Annotated in this window: 8 protein-coding genes and 1 pseudogene; 5 read left to right on the top strand and 4 right to left on the bottom strand. The window is 72.0% G+C overall.

Annotated features, from left to right (window positions below):
* Nucleotides 1-19 precede the first annotated feature (19 nt).
* From ACZ46W_RS31955 to ACZ46W_RS31945, 3 genes are read left to right on the top strand one after another with little or no spacing between them, the layout of a single operon-like run.
* On the top strand, nucleotides 20-1,090 hold the full coding sequence (locus ACZ46W_RS31955) for a 3-hydroxyacyl-CoA dehydrogenase family protein (protein WP_468345162.1): 1,071 nt from the start codon (nucleotides 20-22) through the stop codon (nucleotides 1,088-1,090).
* Nucleotides 1,083-5,789 (top strand): amino acid adenylation domain-containing protein, encoded by a 4,707-nt coding sequence (locus ACZ46W_RS31950; RefSeq protein ID WP_468345159.1) that lies wholly within the window; start codon nucleotides 1,083-1,085, stop codon nucleotides 5,787-5,789. Before ACZ46W_RS31955 ends, ACZ46W_RS31950 begins: the two co-directional genes overlap by 8 nt.
* Nucleotides 5,786-10,669 (top strand): amino acid adenylation domain-containing protein, encoded by a 4,884-nt coding sequence (locus tag ACZ46W_RS31945; protein WP_468345155.1) that lies wholly within the window; start codon nucleotides 5,786-5,788, stop codon nucleotides 10,667-10,669. Before ACZ46W_RS31950 ends, ACZ46W_RS31945 begins: the two co-directional genes overlap by 4 nt.
* A gap of 81 nt (nucleotides 10,670-10,750) precedes the next feature.
* Here the strand turns inward: ACZ46W_RS31945 and ACZ46W_RS31940 are convergent, their stop codons facing one another.
* Nucleotides 10,751-11,173, bottom strand: coding sequence for a MerR family transcriptional regulator (locus ACZ46W_RS31940; protein ID WP_468345152.1), 423 nt, complete (start codon nucleotides 11,171-11,173; stop codon nucleotides 10,751-10,753).
* Between the two features lie 414 nt (nucleotides 11,174-11,587).
* Between ACZ46W_RS31940 and ACZ46W_RS31935 the strand changes: the two genes are divergently transcribed.
* On the top strand, nucleotides 11,588-13,090 hold the full coding sequence (locus ACZ46W_RS31935; protein ID WP_468345149.1) for a SulP family inorganic anion transporter: 1,503 nt from the start codon (nucleotides 11,588-11,590) through the stop codon (nucleotides 13,088-13,090).
* A 113-nt stretch (nucleotides 13,091-13,203) separates the two neighbouring features.
* Here the strand turns inward: ACZ46W_RS31935 and ACZ46W_RS31930 are convergent, their stop codons facing one another.
* Together ACZ46W_RS31930 and ACZ46W_RS31925 are read right to left on the bottom strand one after the other, a co-directional pair.
* Complete coding sequence (locus ACZ46W_RS31930) at nucleotides 13,204-13,788, bottom strand: hypothetical protein (RefSeq protein WP_468345147.1); 585 nt, start codon at nucleotides 13,786-13,788, stop codon at nucleotides 13,204-13,206.
* A 171-nt stretch (nucleotides 13,789-13,959) separates the two neighbouring features.
* On the bottom strand, nucleotides 13,960-14,721 hold the full coding sequence (locus tag ACZ46W_RS31925; RefSeq protein WP_468345144.1) for a maleylpyruvate isomerase family mycothiol-dependent enzyme: 762 nt from the start codon (nucleotides 14,719-14,721) through the stop codon (nucleotides 13,960-13,962).
* 66 nt (nucleotides 14,722-14,787) lie between these two features.
* Between ACZ46W_RS31925 and araD the strand changes: the two are divergent.
* Nucleotides 14,788-14,916: pseudogene (gene araD / locus ACZ46W_RS31920) on the top strand (L-ribulose-5-phosphate 4-epimerase); the annotation flags it as partial.
* A 59-nt stretch (nucleotides 14,917-14,975) separates the two neighbouring features.
* Here the strand turns inward: araD and ACZ46W_RS31915 are convergent.
* Nucleotides 14,976-16,412: an endo-1,4-beta-xylanase gene (locus ACZ46W_RS31915; RefSeq protein ID WP_468345141.1), complete on the bottom strand. Its 1,437-nt coding sequence runs from the start codon at nucleotides 16,410-16,412 to the stop codon at nucleotides 14,976-14,978.
* Nucleotides 16,413-16,697 lie beyond the last annotated feature (285 nt).

Below are 16,697 nucleotides of genomic sequence, written 5' to 3'. Positions count from 1 at the left end.
ACGAAGGAGACCTGCAACAGTGGGCGATCAGACAGACGTGCGACAGACCGCGCGGGCCGAGCAGGCCGTGCGGACCGTGCGGACCGAGCAGACCGAGCAGAGCGTGCGGGCCGAGCAGAGCGTTCCGGCCGGGTCACTGGTGGGCATCGTCGGCGCGGGCACGATGGGCGTCGGTGTGGCGCAGTGCTTCGCCGAAGCCGGCCACCCCGTGGTCGTCGTCGACAACGACCCCGGGGCGCTGGCCTCGGGACCCTCTCGGCTCCGCGCCGGGATCAGGACGGCCACACTGCTGCGCCGGGGATCCCGGCAGACGGCGTCCCCTCAGACGGGTGCCCGGCAGACCGGATCCCCGCAGACGGGGTCCCCGCAGACGGGGGCGGGCGCGTCGGCCTCCCGTACCGAGTCCCTCGTGACCTGGTCCGCCGAGCTCGCCGACCTGGCGGCCGCTTCCCTGGTGGTGGAGTGCGCCCGGGAGGACGAGGACGTCAAGGAGGGGATCCTCCGGGAGCTGGACCGGATCTGCGGGGCCGAGGCGATCTTCGCGTCCAACACCTCGTGCATCCCGATCAGTCGCCTCGGGTCCTTCACCACCCGCCCCGACCGGGTCATCGGCACCCACTTCATGAACCCGGCGCCGCTCAAGGACGCGGTGGAGGTGATCCGCGCGCCGGAGACCAGCGATCCGACCGTGGAGCGTACGGAGGCGTTCCTCGCCCGCGTCGGCAAGCACGCCCTCGTGGTCCATGACGCCCCGGGTTTCGTCACGAACCGGGTGCTGATGCTGACGCTCAACGAGGCGGCCGCCGTGCTGGGCGAGGGAACCGCCGACGCCGAGACCGTGGACCGCATTTTCCAGGACTGCTTCGGCCACCCGATGGGGCCGTTGCGCACGGCCGACCTCATCGGTCTCGACACCATCGCCGACTCGCTGGAGGTGCTGCGCCGGCACACCGGCGAGGACCGCTTCCGGCCCTGCTCCCTGCTGGCCCGTCTCGTCGCCGAAGGCAACGTCGGACGCAAGTCGGGCAGTGGCTTCTACCAGTACTCGCCACAGCACCCCATCGCGCGGGGAGGAACCCACCATGGCTGACCCCCAGGGCTCGCCCACCGACGCGTCCACCGACGCGTCCACCGCCGGACAGGACGCCCGACGTGCCGTAGGACACCCCGGTTCGCAGCCCACCGCTCCCAGCAGCCACACCGCCCAGCTCGTGGAGATCCACGGCGACCTGGACCTCACCACGCTGGGCGAGGCGGTCGCCCGGGTCGTGGCCGAGACCACCACACTGCCGGTGCGCTTCGCCGGCCAAGGACCGGACGGACCGGCCGCCCCGGAGATCTCGGACAGCCTGCCGCTGCCCGTGGTGGACCTGAGCTCGGAGGCGGACCCTCGGGGCGCGGCCGACGCCTGGACACGCGCGGCGCTCGAGCGGGGAGCCGAGCTCGCACCGGGCGGCGAGGAGACCGCGCAGCCCTGGTCCGCCCAGGCGTTGCTGCGGCTCGGCCCGGACCACCACCACTGGTTCCACCAACACGACCGGGCCGCTGTCGACCGGTTCGGCTGTGCCCTGATCACCCGTCGGGTAGCCGAGGTGTACACGGCGCTCGCCGAGGGCCGCCCGGCCGCTGACGGCACCCTGGCCACCCGGGCCCAGGTGGCCTCGGCGGCGGCCGGGTACGCCGGATCTCCCGCGCAGGAGGCCGACCGCGCCCACTGGCGCCGGCGGCTCACCGACCTCCCCGAGCCGGTGAGCTTCGCGTCCGCTCCCGCCCGCGACGCCGACCGGCAGCGAGCACCGGTGAACTCCCGCCCGGTGACGCTCGGCACCACCGACACCGAGCGCGTACGTGCCACCGCCCGCCACAACGGTGTGCCGACACGGGCGGTGCTGTGCGCCGCCGTGGCGGCGTACACCCACCGGATGGGCGGCGCCACGGACGTGGTGATCGGCATGCCGGTGGACGGCCGGCCGAGCCGGGTGAGCAGGCGAGTCCCCGACGCGAGCGAGTACATCGTGCCGCTCCGGGCGACGGTACGGTCCGACGCCACCTTCTCCGAACTCGTCCACGACGTCGCCCGGGAGTCGCGCGAGGCCGTCAGGCACCAGCGCCTGGGCCACCGGGAGTTGTGCCGCGAGGCCGGGGCGCCGGACGACCGGCCCCTGCCGCTCGGGCCGATCGCCGACATCCGCACGCCCGGGACCCTCGTGCGGTTCGGTGAACTGTCCGTGGTGGTCCACGACCTGGTGCCCGACCCGGTCCACGACCTACGCGTCATACTCGACGACGACCCCGTGGACCAGCGGCTGCGGGTCGTCTTCAGCGGTGCGGCCGATCGCTATGCGGCCGCCGAACTCGACGCGCACGCCAGGCGTTTCGGGCGCCTGCTGTCCCTGGCCGTGGCCGGCCCGGAGCGCCCGCTGGGCACCATCGACCTGTCGGCGGCGGACGAGCACGCGGCCCTTCGCGCCCGGACGGGCGGCACGGCCTCCGGGGCGCCCCACCGAACGCTCACCGACCTGCTGGACAGCGCCGCCCGTAGCCACCCCGACGCGGTCGCCGTCATCAGCGCCGATGACAAACTCACCTACGCGGAACTCCACGAGCGTGCCAACCGGCTGGCCCGGATCCTGCTCGACCGGGGCGCAGGGCCGGAGTCGGTCGTCGGGCTGCTGCTTCCCCGGTGCGCCGGGACACTCGTGGCGATGCTCGCGGTGCTCAAGACCGGCGCCGCCTACCTGCCGCTCGACCCCCGGTACCCGGCCGAGCGCCTCCGCTTCATGGTCGAGGACGCGGAACCCGTCTGTGTGCTGACCGACACCGCCACCGACGCGTACGTCGCGGACGTCGTGAGCCGGCTGACCACGACCGTCCGGCTCGACGACCCCGCGACCGCCGCGGAGCTGGAGCGCTGCTCACCCACGGCACCGTCCGACGCCGACCGGCCCGGGCCGCTGCGGCCCTCGCATCCCGCGTACGTCATCTACACCTCGGGCTCCACCGGCACACCCAAGGGGGTCGTGGTCCCGCACCGCGGTGTGGTCGCGCTGGTGGAGTGGGCGGCCAGCGAGTTCGGCGCCGATTCGCTGGCACACGCGCTGGCGGCCAGTTCCTTCAGCTTCGACGCGTCGGTGGCCGAGATCTTCCCCGCGCTGGCGGGCGGCGGCAGCGTCGAGGTGGTCGACAGTCTCCTGTCGCTGCTCGACGGCGACCCGCCGCGCTGGTCGGGCGGTCTGCTGTGCGCCATCCCCTCCGTGCTCTCCAGGCTGATGGAGACCGGCGGCCTGGAGGTGTCGGCCACGACGCTCTCGACGACCGGGGAGGCGCTCCCCGCGACACTCGCCGCGCGGATCCGGGAGACCATGCCCGGCACCCGGCTGCTCAACCTGTACGGGCCCACCGAAGCCACCGTCTATGCCACGGCGGCCACCATCCCCGGCCCCGCCCCGGCGGGCGACGGCCCCGTGCCCGAGGGCGCACCGCCCATCGGACGGCCGCTGGGCCACGTACGCGCGTACGTGCTCGACGGCTCACTCCGGCAGGTGGAGGCCGGCCGCCAGGGCGAGCTGTACCTGGCGGGAGACGGCCTCGCCCGGGGATATCTGCGCCGGCCCGGGCTGACCGCCGGGCGTTTCGTCGCCGACCCCTTCGGCCCGCCCGGCGAGCGGATGTACCGGACCGGTGATCTGGCCCGCCGGCGCCCCGACGGGCAGCTCGACTTCCTCGGCCGCGCGGACGCCCAGGTCAAGGTCAACGGCTTCCGCGTCGAACTCGGTGAGGTGGAGGCGGTGCTCGCCCGGCATCCCGCCGTCGCGGAAGTCATGGCCTGCGTCCGGAAGGGGCCGAGTGGCGACGCCCGGCTCGTGGCCTACCTGGTACCCGCGGAGGGAGCCCGCCTCCCCGGCCGCCACGCGCTGCGGGACTGGGCGGCCGAACGGCTGCCGGCACATGTGGTCCCGGCCGAGCTGAAGGCCGCCTCCGCGCTGCCGCGGACGGGCAGCGGCAAGCTCGACCGCGAGAAGCCCCCGACGGGCGTACGGCCGCTGGAGGCCCACCAGCCGATCGCCGAAGGAGCGCGGGAGGGACACGTGGCGCGGGAGGAGCACGTGGCGCGGGTGTTCCGCGAGGTGCTCCGGCTGCCCGAAGTCCCCATGGACGTCAGCTTCTTCGACCTCGGCGGCGACAGCATGATGTCGATCCAGATGCTGAGCCGACTGCGCCGGGTGGGACTTGTCCTTACACCCCAGGACATCTTCGAGCACAAGACGGTCAGAGCGCTGGCCCGGGTCGTGCGCCCGACGAACCGTACGAAGAGCCCCGAGGGTCCCGAGCGATCGCCGGCCGCGCCTACCTTCGTCGCCGAGGTCGACGTGGAGACCTCCGCCGCGCTGGCCGACGTGGCCCGCAGGCACGGTGCCACCACCAGCACCCTGCTCAAGGCGGCCTGGGGCATCCTGATGGGGCAGGAGACCGGCAACACCGACGTCGTGTTCGGCTCGGTCGTCTCCGGCCGCCCGGCTGAGCCCGGCGGAGCGGAGCCCATGGCCGGGTCCTTCGGCAACACGGTGCCCACCCGGGTGCGGCTGGACCCGGCGGAACCGCTCGGGGCGCTGCTGCGGCGGCTGGAGCGGGAGCAGGCCGCGCTGACGCCGTACCAGCACACCGGCGGTGGCGCGAGCCGTCCGATCACGGGTGTGAGGGACTCCTTCGAGGCCCCGCACGTCCCGTTGGTCCTGGCGGTCTCCGCCAGGAGCGAGAAGCTGCTGCTGCGTTTCGACTACCGCCCGCACGTCCTGGACCGCGAGTGGGTCGCCGCGCTCGCCGGACGCCTCACCGCGCTGTTGACCGAAGCGGCCGCCGAGCCCGCCAGAAGCGTCGGTTCCTTCCTCTCGCCCGAGGCGGGCGACGGCACCGTGAGCAACAGGTGGCGGGGCACCCAGGAAACGCCCGAAAGCGACACCGGGGTCCTGCTGCCGCTGCGGGAGTCGGGCGGCGAGGCGCCTCTGTTCTGCGTGCACCCGGCGGCGGGCTTCTCCTGGTGCTACGCGGGACTCACCTCGCCGCTCGGCGCCGACCGGCCGGTGTACGGCCTGCAGGCCCGGGGCCTGGACGGCCCGGAGGCCCTGCCGGGGTCCCTGCGGGAGATGGCGGCCGACTACCTGGACCATGTCAGGTCCGTCCAGCCCACGGGCCCCTACCACCTCCTCGGCTGGTCCTTCGGCGGGGTGGTCGCCCACGAGATGGCGGTGCAGTTGGAGGAGAGCGGCGAGTCGGTGGAGACGCTGGCGCTCCTGGACGCCTACCCCATGGGCGCGGACGTCGCCGACGCCGAGGCCTCGGCCGAGGACGCACCGGGTTCGGTCGCCGGCCGGGACGTCCTCGCGATGCTCCTGGAACACTTCGGCTACGACCCCTCCCTGTGGGCGGGCGAGTCGCTGACGTATCCGCGGCTCGTGGAGATCACCCGTGCGCAGCAGGGGCTGCTGGCCTCGTTCGACGAGCAGCGCATCGCCGCGCTGGCCCGGACCTTCACCAACAACGCGCGGGTCGCCGTCCTGCACGAGCCCCGCCCGTTCGGCGGGGACACCGTGATGTTCACCGCGCGGGACCACTCGCCCGAGACCGCGCTCGGCCTGTGGCGCCCGCTGATCAAGGGGTCGCTCGACGTCCTGCCGGTCGACTGCACGCACATGGACATGGGACGCCCCGCCGCGCTCGGCGACATCGGCCGCGTCCTCGTCGAACGGTGGGCCTCCAAGCCACAGAAGGGGTCGGTGAACACTCCGTGAGGAACGAGCCGGAGCACGCGCACTCGGCGGACCACTGGTCGATGCCGCTCACCACGATGCAGCACGGGATCTGGATGGCGCAGCAGTTGGCGCCTCCGGGCCGGTACCACCTGGCGAGTGCGTTCGAGATCGCCGGAGACCTCGACCCGGAGCTGTACGAGGCGGCCTTCCGGTTCGCCGTGACGGAGACCGAGCCCTTCCGGTCCCGGTTCGCCGTCACGGACTCCGGAGAGCCGAGGCAATGGGCCGGCCCCCTCCCCACCTGGCACATCCCGGTCGTCGACCTCCAGCGGGAACCCGCACCGATGGCCGCCGCGCTGGACTGGATGCGAGCGGACATCCCGCGCCCGTTCGACCTGGCGAACGGCCCGGCCTTCAGGACCGCGTTCCTGCGCCTCTCCGAGGACCGGGTCTGCTGGTATCTGCTCGTCCACCACCTGGTGGTGGACGGCTTCGGCCTGGCGCTGTTCGCCCGACGGCTCGGCGAGATCTACGCGGCGTTGGAGCGCGGCGAGTCCCCGGAGCCCGGCCACCAAGTGCCGTTGGACACCCTGCTCACCGCCGAGCGGGCCTACCGTTCCACGCCCGACTTCGAGGCCGACCGTCAGTTCTGGACGGAGAAGATGGCCGGTTGGCCGGGAGCCGTCCGCCCGGGAGCCGTCCGGCCGGGTATGCCCGAGCCAGGCGCGGCGGGCCGGGACACACCCGGACGGGCGGGCGTCGGCCGGGCTGGCGTCGGTCCGGCGGGCGTCGGTCCGGCGGGCGTCGGCCGGACGGGCATGGGCTGGGCGAGCGGGGCGCCGGTGCACGGTACGTCCCGGATGCCCGAGGACCGCGTGGCCGCCCTCCGGGCACGGGCGCGCGAACTCGACGTCCCCTGGACGGTGGTGGCGACCGCCTCCGCCGTCCTGCTGGACCACGCCCGCACCGGCGGCGGCGACGAGGTCGTCGTGGGGTTCCCGGTCGCCGGCCGCACCCCCAAGACGGCGGGCGCCGTGACCGGCGCGGCGTCGAACGTGCTCCCGCTGCGGGTGCCGGTCGACGTGCGCCGGCCGGCCGCCGAATTGATCCGGACCGTCGGCGAGGCGATCGCCCTCGCCCTGAACCACCAGCGCTATCGGTACGAGGACCTCCGCCGTGACCTCGGCTTCACCGGGTCCGCGCACGCGCCGTACCAACTGCTCGCCAACATCGTCCCCTTCAGCTTCGGCCGCGGCTTCGCCGGGCGGCCGATGACCCTCAGGCAGCTCAACACCGGCGCGGTGGAAGACCTCTCCGTCATGATCAGGCCGGAACGCGGCCGGGCCGGCCTGATGGTGGAGGTGCACGCCGACGCCGGGCGGTACGAGACCGAGGAGGTCACCGCCGAGGCCGACCGCTGCGTACGCCTGCTGGACCAGTTGGCCGACGAACCCCGACGCCCCGTCGGAGAGCTGGACCTGCTGGCACCGGAAGAGCGCAGGCTGCTCGTACCGGGCGTCGACACACCCGCCCCCCTCTCGCCCCGTACACTCCCCGAGCTGTTCGAACAGTGGGCCGCACGTACTCCGCACGCCCCGGCGGTTGCCCACGGCGACCGGCAGCTCACCTATGCCGAGCTCAACGCGCGCGCCAACCGGCTTGCCAGGAAACTGATCCGGCGCGGCGCGGGACCCGAGCGCACCGTCGCCGTCCTGCTTCCTCGCTCCGTGGACATGGTCACCGCGATCCTGGCGGTGTCCAAGACCGGCGCGGCCTACCTCCCGCTCGACACGGGATGGCCGCCGGAGCACAGGGAGCGGATCCTCGCCGACGCCCAGCCGGTATGCGTTCTCTCCGGGACGGACCCGACGGGAGCCCCCGCGACCGCACCCCCGTCGGCGATGAGCGACGCGGACCTGAGCGACGTGGAGCCGGGCGGCGCGGACCTGAGCGACGCCGACCTGAGCGACGCGGACCGCACGGGGCCGCTGACGCCCGACCACGCCGCGTACGTCATCTACACCTCGGGATCCACCGGCCGCCCCAAGGGCGTGGTGGTCCCGCACCGCGGTCCGGTGGCACTGCTGGAGGCGGGAGCCGCCGAGTTCGGTTTCGGCCCCGACGACACCTGGACGATGTTCCACTCCTGTGCCTTCGACTTCTCCGTATGGGAGATGTGGGGCGCCCTCGCGCACGGTGGCCGGCTGGTGGTCGTCCCCCGCGAGGTGAGCCGCTCCCCCCGCGCCTTTCTCGACCTGCTCGTGCGGGAGCGTGTGACGGTGCTCAATCAGACGCCGTCCGCCTTCCGGTCGCTGGAGCAGGCCGACGCCGAAGAGCCCGAGCCCGGGCGGGAACTGGCCCTGCGCTGGGTCATCTTCTGTGGTGAGGCCCTCTCGTCGGCAGTCGTGCGTTCCTGGTACGGGCGGCACCGGGACTCCGCGCCCGTCCTGGTCAACATGTACGGCATCACCGAGACCGCGGTCCTCTCGACCCGGTTCGACCTGGACCGCGACCACGGCACGGCGCGGGTCGTCCCGATCGGCAAGGCCATCGCCGGCACCCGGCTGTACGTGCTGGACGGCCGGCTGCGCCCGGTACCCCCCGGGGTGGCCGGTGAGCTGTACGTCGCCGGTACCGGTGTGGCCAGGGGCTATCTGCACCGCCCCGCACTGACGGCGCAGCGCTTCGTGGCCGACCCCTTCGGCCCCGCCGGGTCCCGGCTGTACCGCTCGGGCGACCTCGTACGCGCCCGCCGGGACGGCTCACTGGAGTACCTCGGCAGGGCGGACGACCAGGTCAAGATCCGTGGCTTCCGGGTCGAACCGGCCGAGATCGAGGCGGCGCTGCTGGCCGGCCCCGGCGTGGCGGGCGGCGCCGTGCTGGCGAGCTCCGACGTTCCGCGGGATCCGGACCGCACGAAGGCGGACGGCGGTCAGGGCGCCGACGGGGCGGCCGCGCGGTTGGTGGCCTACGTCGTCCTCACCGCCGAGGCGGCGACGGACGATCCCGGGCCGGCTCTCGCCCGGCTGCGTGAATGGCTGCGCGGCCGGCTCCCGGCCCATCTCGTCCCGTCCCTGTTCGTCCCGCTCGACAGGCTGCCGCTCACCCCCAACGGGAAGCTGGACCGGGCGGCGCTCCCTTCCCCCCACGCCCGCGCACACACGCCGTCACGCGCCCCGGACACGCCGCTGGAAGCCGAACTGGCCAAGCTGTACACCGACCTGCTCGCCGTGGAGCACGTGGGCGCCGACGACGACTTCTTCGACCTCGGGGGCGACAGCCTGCGGGCGACACGGCTGGTCACCATGGTGCGCCGAGCCGGCCTCGGCGCCCGGGCGGAGCTGGATGTCAGGGACGTCTTCGCCCATCCGACCGTGGCGGGGCTCGCCGCTCATCTGGGCGACCCGACTGATCCGGGCGACCCGACTCATCTGGGCGACCCGACTGATCCGGGCGACCCGGCTCCTCCGGGCGGCACCTCCGTGGCGCCGGGGGCCCGGTCCGTCCCTCGGCTCCCGGCGGCCGAGGACCGCGGCGCCGAGCCGGTCCCGCTCTCCTTCGGCCAACGCCGCTTCTGGTTCCTGCACAAACTCTCCGGCCCCGACAGCACCTACAACGTTCCCCTGGTGCTGCGCTGGGACGGCGAGCTGGACCAAGGGGCGCTCCGGGCCGCGCTGGGCGACCTCACGGCCCGGCACGAAACCCTGCGTACCCTCGTCCAGCAGCGGGACGGCCAGGCGTTCCAGCACATCCTGCCGGCCGCGGCCGCGCGCCCGGCATTCACGGTCGAATCCGTCGCCCCGGAGCGGCTACCGGAGGCGTTGAACGCCGCGGCCGGCCGACCCTTCAGCCTGGAGAGCGAACTACCCGTGCGCGCGGTCCTCTTCACCACCGAGGCCTCACGCCGGCAGACGTTGCTCCTGCTGCTCCACCACATCGCCTGCGACCGCGCCTCGCTGCCGCGGCTGCTGGACGACCTCGGCACCGCGTACCGGGCCCGCGTCGGCGGTGACACCCCGGGCTGGGCGCCGTTGCCCATTCAGTACGCCGACTTCACCCTGTGGCAGCGCGAACTCCTCGGCACCGACGACGAGCCCAGCGCCCTGCGGGTCAAGCAACTCGCCTACTGGGACAAGACCTTGGCCGGTCTGCCGGAACGCATCCCGCTGCCTGCCGACCGTACGGAGCAGGCACCGTCCGGGCGCCCGGCGCACACCGCCGGCGACACGGTGGCCTTCACCGTCCCCGCGGACGTACACGGGCGGCTCCTGGACGTGGCCGCGGACGAGCAGGCCAGCCTCTTCCTGGTGGCGCACGCCGGACTGGCCGCGCTGCTCACCCGGCTCGGCGCGGGGACGGACATCCCGATCGGCACGGCGGTGTCCGACCGCGCGGACGCGGAGCTCGACGGAATCGTCGGCTTTTTCGTGAACACGCTCGTACTGCGCACCGACACCTCGGGGGAGCCGACCTTCCGCGAACTGCTCGGCCGGGTCAGGCAAGCCGATCTGGCCGCCTTCGCCCACCAGGATGTGCCCTTCGACCTGGTCGTGGAGGCGCAGGGACCACGACGGGCGGCGAGCGGGCGGGCCGTGTTCGGCCGGGCCCTGTTCCAGGTGATGCTGGTTCTCACGCCATCCCTGCCCGACAGGCTGGAGCTACCGGGCGGGTCCGCCACGGTGGACCTGGTCGGCAGGGGTTCCGCCGGGTTCGACCTGACCTTCGGCCTCTTCGAGCGGCGGGACGCCGATGGCACCTGCCACGGCCTGGACGGCGTCGTCGAATACCGGACGGAGCTGTTCGACCGCTCCACCATCGAGGCCCTGTGCACCCGCTTCACCCGCCTGCTGCGTACGGTCGCCGCCATCCCGGACATCCCGGTCCACGCCATCGACCTGTCAGCCCCGGAGGAACGCTGACGCCTGCCCACCCGGTGACCGGCTGCCCCCTCACCTCTCCCACCTCTCCGTGCCCCGCACCGGCTGAACCGGTGCAGCGGGTCAGGACCGCACGGAGGAGGGGGTCGCGGTGTCCTGCCGCAGGCGCGTACGGAGGGTGGCGGCGAAGTCCTCGGCGCGGGAGAGCTGGACGCGGAGCTTGTCGATGTGTTCCGCGGCCGCCCGCTCGTACTCGCGTACGCGGTCCAGCAGCATGTCGCGTTCGCCGCTGTCGAGGTCGCTGTCGGCGTCGAGGCGGTCGGTCGCGTCGAGGAGGTCGCGCATCTGGTCGAGGGTGAAGCCGAGCGGCTTCATCCGGCGGATGACCATGAGCCGCTGCACGTCACTCTCGGTGTAGAGGCGGAATCCGCCCTGGGAGCGGGCGGAGGGGACAACCAGCCCGGCCTCCTCGTAATGCCGGATGGTGCGCAGGGACAGTTCGGTCCGCGCGGCGACCTCGCCGATCTGCATGTGCTTGTCGTCCACGCCCGTGATCCTCCGGCCTTCTCGTTCCTGTGGGGCCGCGGTCCCCGTGCCCGCCCCGGCGATCCCTACTCTAACGTTAGGGTAGAGTTGCCGACGGCGAGGGCGGCGAGGGCGGCGTGCCGCTGTCCCGCCGCAGCCGTGTCGGGGCCGATGGTGCCCCCGGTGAAGTTCCGTTTCCTGCAGGAGAGAGCGTGCGCGAGCCCACGATGCCCCGTGCCGCTGCCTGCCCGCCGTGACGCCTTGCCCCTGACGGGAGCCTCCAGCGCCGGTCCGCGCTGGGCGACGCTCCGTCCCCATGACTTCCGGTCCCGCCTTGCGGGCCGTCCGCGGGGTGCCGCCCGGCCCTTCCGCGTCCTCCCGCACGCCCCGGCCTGCCGACGGGGGCGCGCCTGAGCACGACAGGTACCTGCTTCCTTGTCCTCTTCCGCCCTCACCCCGGCCGCGCGGCTGCGTGGCCTGCGCCCCGACTGGCTCTCCGACCCGAAGGTCTGGCGCACCGAGGTCCTCGCCGGCCTCGTGGTCGCCCTCGCGCTGATCCCGGAGGCTATCTCGTTCTCGATCATCGCCGGTGTCGACCCGGCGATGGGCCTGTTCGCCTCCTTCACGATGGCCGTCGTCATCGCGGTCGTCGGCGGCCGGAGGGCGATGATCTCCGCCGCCACCGGCGCCGTCGCCCTTGTCGTCGCGCCGCTGAACCGCGAGCACGGTCTCGGCCACCTGGTCGCCGCCGTCATCCTCGCCGGCGTCTTCCAGGTGATCCTGGGCACCCTCGGGGTGGCCAAGCTGATGCGGTTCATCCCCCGCTCGGTGATGGTCGGCTTCGTCAACGCCCTCGCCATCCTGATCTTCATGGCCCAGGTCCCCGAGATGCGCGACGTTCCCTGGCCCGTCTACCCGCTGATCATCGGCGGGCTGGCCCTGATGGTGTTCTTCCCGAAGATCACCACTGTGATCCCGGCCCCGCTGGTCTCCATCGTCGTCCTGACCGTGATCACGGTGGGTGCGGCGATCGCGGTGCCGACCGTCGGCGACAAGGGCGAACTGCCCTCCTCACTGCCGGTACCCGGCCTGCCCGACGTGCCGTTCACGATGGACACGCTGACCACCATCGCGCCGTACGCCTTCGCCATGGCGCTGGTCGGCCTGATGGAGTCGCTGATGACCGCCAAGCTGGTCGACGACATCACCGACACCCACTCCAACAAGACCCGTGAGTCGATCGGCCAGGGCGTCGCCAACATCGTCACCGGCTTCTTCGGCGGCATGGGCGGCTGCGCCATGATCGGCCAAACGATGATCAACGTGAAGGTCTCCGGTGCCCGCACCCGCCTGTCCACGTTCCTCGCCGGCGCGTTCCTGATGGTGCTGTGCATCGCCTTCGGCCCCGTCGTCTCCGACATTCCCATGGCCGCCCTGGTCGCCGTCATGATCATGGTGTCGTTCGCGACCTTCGACTGGCACTCCATCGCCCCCAAGACCCTCAAGCGGATGCCGGCCGGTGAGGTCGCCGTCATGGTCATCACCGTCGCGGCCGTCGTGGCGACTCACAACCTCGCCATCGGCGTCGTCGTCGGCTCGATCACCGCCATGGTCATCTTCGCCAGGCGCGTCGCGCACCTGGCCAACGTCACCTCCGTTACCGACCCCGACGGAACCACCGTCGTCTACTCGGTCACCGGCGAGCTGTTCTTCGCCTCCTCCAACGACCTCGTCGGCCGGTTCAACTACGCCACCGACCCGGACAAGGTCGTCATCGACCTCTCCTCCGCCCACATCTGGGACGCCTCCTCGGTCGCCGTCCTCGACGCCATCGAGAGCAAGTACGCCCAGCGCGGCAAGGCCGTCGAGATCACCGGCCTGAATGACCCCAGCGCCGACCTCCACGGCAGGCTCAGCGGCGAACTCGCCGGCCACTGACCGTCGCCGACGCCGGACAGGACCCCGGCCCACCCGCTGGGGTCCTTCGCGTGCACGGCTCGCGCCGGCCTCACGCGGGAGCGCCGTCCGACCTCCCTCCCGAGCCAGGGCTCTCAGGACGCTGACGGACGCCGAACGTCGAGGACGACCGCTGTTCCGGCGACGGTCCGGTCCTCGTGCATGTTGATCATTTGCCCGGGCCGAAGGTGCTGCCACTTCGACGGGGAGAGTGGGGCCAGACGCACCGTTGCCCGCTCGCCTGGCTCCATGAACGCTGCGAACTCCACCCAGAGGCCGGCAATGTAGAGTTCCGGTTCGCCGGCCGGGGTCTTCGTCCCGATGTTCCACATGGGCCGAAGGACGCCGGCCCCTGAGAAGGGTGTCCGTCGGAGGACCTCATGGGCAGGTCTGAGGGTGAGTTCGGCTCGGATGGTGCCGTGCTGGGCTTCGTAGCAGCGCCAGCGACACCAGGCCGCGCTCCTGACCATCCGCACCTGCTCGGCGGCGGTGGCGAGGGCCTGCCAGAAGCCGAGCGGAAGCGAGTGGACGCCGCCGAGTTCTTCCAGCAGACCGAGAGCCACCTCCCACTCGTCGTGAATGAGGTACGCCCAGACGTCGTTCACCGTGATGTCGTTCTCGGTGGCGATCTCCTCCGGGACCAGCAGGGAGGCTGCTTCCAGCAGCTTGGGGACGTCCATGCCCCGATTCTGGATGATTGCCTGCTTGTTCGGGCGAGGCAGTGCCGCGGGACACGCTCGGGCCCGAGCTGTACGAGGCCGTACTGGCCGTCCGCCGCGCGGAGGGAGAACTGTTCGCGATGTCCACCGCCGCGGACGTCATCGAGACCGTCCGCCGGCGGTATGGACCGGCTACTCCTCGGGCTCCCAGGCGATCAGCCGCTCGAACACCTGCTGGTCGCCCTCGATCTTCAGGTCGCTCAGCGTGAGGCGACCCCAGACGAAGAGCAGAAGCTGCTCGGCCGTGCCCGTGGCCGAAGCGGAGGCGGGCGCGGCGTCGTCCGTGAGGGGTGCGGGCCAGGCGCCGGTGCCGTCCAGTGTGAGGAGCCAGGAGCGGCCCTCGGTGGCGTGGTAGTGGATGGTGGCGGGCTCGTGCGGCCAGGCCGCCGGGGTGGAGTTGCAGGTGTCGAGAAACTCGGCCACGCCGTCGATCGCGACGTCCGCCGGCATCGGCTGCACGGCGCCTGCGGCGAGCTGGGCGTCGTAGGTGTGCACCAGCACCTCGTGCACCCGGCGCCGGGCAACGCCCCAGGCATTCGCCGGCGACACGCCGGCGCGCCACCACGCCCAGCACTCGCGCTCCGGGCCGGCCTCGCGCAGCGCACTCAGCAGCAGCTCGTTGGATTCGGCGTACCAGGCCAGCAGCGACTCGAGCTCGCGCGGCACCTCCGCGGCATCCTTGGCCGGCGGAGCCTCGGCCGGGCCCGCGGCGACGATCGCGGCCCACCAGCGCTGGCCCGTACCCAGGTGCTGCACCAGATCGAACAACGTCCACTCGGGGCAGGACGGCACCGGCGCGTCAAGGCCGGGCGCGGCGGCGACCGCACTCCTGAACGCGGCCGACCGCTCGTCGATCAGTCGCAGCAGGGCGGAATACTCAAGACTCTCTGTCACATCGCTTACCTATCACCCCGGTTCAGCCGACCGCAGCCCATTTTCCATGCCGTCAGGAGCGGGATAGCGGTGGACCTGCTGGCCCTCCACTCCATCGCTCTGGGCGCGATCGAAACCCCGCAGCGCCTCCTGGACCGCCACTTCACACGCAAGCACGGCCCGGACGCCTACTACGGCAACTCTTCCTCCGGCTGACCGCACCATGAGGGGAGCCATCCTGACTCCCCTCATGGTGCGGGTGTCACCGCACCGGGTCAGGTGCGGGTCCAGCGCTGGTTGCTGCCGTTCCAGCACGAGTAGAGCTGTATCAGGGTGCCGTTGGCGGTGCCGTTGGCGCTGGCGTCGAGGCAGAGGCCGGACTGGACGCCGACGATGGATCCGTCTGCGTTGAGGCGCCACTTCTGGTTGTCGCCACCCCAGCAGCTGTAGATCTGGACCTTGGCGCCGTTGCCGGTGCCGGCGGCGTCCAGGCATTTGTCGCCGTAGACCCTGAGCTCACCTCCGGCGGTGTGGGTCCACTGCTGGTTGACGCGGTTGTTGCAGTCCCACAGCTGGAGCTGGGTGCCGTCGGCCGTGCTCGATCCGGGCACGTCCAGACAACGGCCCGATGCGACTCCCTTGATCTGTCCGGAGCCGGGGGGCGGAGTGGGCGTGGGGGAGGCGGCGTTGAGCGCGTTGAGGACGGAGGTGTAGGCGGGTTTCTTGCTGCCGTCGCCGTTGAACAACAGCGGCGAGTGCTCCGGTCGCCAGGAGTCGGTGTCGCGCACACCCCAGACGGTGATGCCGAGGCAGCGCGGGACGGCCAGGCAGTCGTTGGTCACGTTGGCGTAGGTGGTGCCCGAGGCGCCCTGGATGTCGAGTTCGGTGATGGCGACGTCGACGCCGAGGGCGGCGAAGTTCTGGAGGGTGGTGCGGAAATTGCTGTTGTAGGGGCTGCCGCTGTTGAAGTGCGCCTGGAAGCCAACGCAGTCGATGGGCACGCCGCGCTGTTTGAAGTCCCGGACCATGGAGTACATGGCCTGGGTCTTGGCCGAGGTCCAGTTCTCGACGTTGTAGTCGTTGTAGCAGAGCTTGGCGGCCGGGTCGGCGGCGCGTGCGGTGCGGAAGGCGACCTCGATCCAGTCGTTGCCGGTGCGCTGCAGGTTGGAGTCGCGCCGGGCTCCCGAAGTGCCGTCGGCGAAGGCCTCGTTCACGACGTCCCACTGGACGATTTTGCCCTTGTAGTGGGCCATCACGCCGTTGATGTGGTTGGTCATCGCCTGGCGCAGCGCGCTGCCGCTGAGGTTCTGCATCCAGGCGGGCTGCTGGGAGTGCCAGGCCAGGGTGTGGCCGCGCACCTGCTTGCCGTTCTGTACCGCCCAGTTGTAGACGCGGTCGCCGGCGGTGAAATTGAACTGGCCCTGCTGGGGTTCGGTGGCGTCGATCTTCATCTCGTTCTCGGCAGTCACCGAGTTGAACTCGCGGTTCGCGATCGTCGTGTACGCCGAGTCGTTGAGCCTTCCGGAGGCGATGGCGGTGCCGAAGTACCGGCCGCTCTGCGCCGCCGCTCTGCCGAGCGTGCTCTCGGCGGCGTGTGAGGTCGGCGGTGCCACCAGCACGGTGGCGGAGCCGAGGACGCCGACGACCAGCGCCGCACACAGGCCGCCGATTTTCCGGCGGACGGTGGACGGAGGAATGGCGTGTGAACGCATGACTGGACCTCCGGGACGGAAATCACGAATGGGTGTGAGCGCGGCGGAAACAATCCGCGAAGGCGATGTCCGGGTCCATGGAAAAAGGACGCGGACCATCAAGGCGCAATGATTCGAGGCCGGCGCAGCCGCACTCGGGTAAATGGGTCGCCGCCTCGTGACTCAGTGTGGAAACGCGGCAGGGACATGTCAAGCGTTTCGAAGGGATTTCGAAGGACGCGGCCCGGGAATGAGGCTCGGTGTGGCCCTTCGAAACGGTCCGTCAGGGAATTTCGGGAGCGCCAT

It is taken from the genome of Streptomyces sp. NPDC031064 (genome assembly GCF_055570965.1).
Note: the sequence above shows the minus strand (reverse complement) of the source record. Positions and strands in the feature narration are given on the sequence as shown.